This is a genomic window from Acinetobacter sp. ANC_7635, assembly GCF_056779945.1.
In genome coordinates this window covers 1-763 of the sequence record NZ_JBWYIS010000027.1, presented here as the reverse complement: position 1 = coordinate 763, position 763 = coordinate 1, and the positions used below count along the sequence as shown (strand labels likewise).

Genomic DNA, 763 nt, shown 5'->3' with positions numbered 1-763 from the left:
TTTGGTCCATTGCTGTTAACTGACGAAATTTTAAAGACCCCGCTTCAATATCGTGATTTCGAATTACATCTGCCTCAAGGCAATGGTTTAGGTATTGAGTTGGATTTAGACAAGATTGACAACCTTCGCCGCAAATAAGCGACGTGATACATCAGGAGTGAGACATGCTGTTTCATGTACGAATGGATGTGAACATCCCACTGGATATGCCAGTTGAAAAAGCGAATGAGATTAAAGCTGTTGAAAAGGCGTATTCGCAAGAGTTACAGCAACAAGGCAAGTGGCGTCATATCTGGCGAATCACAGGTCAGTATTCAAACATCAGTATTTTTGATGTGGAAAGCAATGAAGAGCTTCATTCAATTTTACAAGGTCTTCCGCTTTACCCATATATGAATATCGAAGTAATGGCGTTAAATCGCCACCCATCTTCTATCCGTGAAGATGATCGTTAAGTTTTAAGTGTCTTGGCTTGATTGATTCAGGCCATGACATCAATACATCCAGAGGTTTTTTAGCGTCATTTTAAACAAGGATTGTGGCAGCGAGCTCAAACACATTAGAAGTCAGCCACCACACAGCAAGCATACTTAAGGAGAAATAGTATGAACCGCGAACAAATTAATGCTTTAGTTAAAAAGATGAACGTTGATACTGCAACAGGTCCTGTTGATGAACGTGTTCAGCAAATCGTTGTACGTTTAGTATCTGACTTATTCCAAGCGATTGAAGATTTAGATTTAAGCCAATCTGAAGTTTGGAA

The 763-nt window shown here is 39.7% G+C and carries 2 protein-coding genes and 1 pseudogene; all 3 read left to right on the top strand.

The annotated features are described in order from the left end of the window. A pseudogene (locus AC1M89_RS14710) lies at positions 1 to 138 on the top strand (muconate/chloromuconate family cycloisomerase); the annotation flags it as partial. Between the two features lie 26 nt (positions 139 to 164). Then, positions 165 to 455 (top strand): muconolactone Delta-isomerase, encoded by a 291-nt coding sequence (gene catC / locus AC1M89_RS14705; RefSeq protein WP_092766278.1) that lies wholly within the window; start codon positions 165 to 167, stop codon positions 453 to 455. 150 nt (positions 456 to 605) lie between these two features. Continuing rightward, on the top strand, positions 606 to 763 hold a 158-nt coding region (locus AC1M89_RS14700), incomplete at its 3' end, for a dioxygenase (RefSeq protein ID WP_481609338.1).

Bases quoted from the DNA above. Each gene is read 5' to 3' on its own strand.
- catC (WP_092766278.1), top strand. From the start codon at position 165: ATGCTGTTTCATGTACGAATGGATGTGAACATCCCACTGGATATGCCA.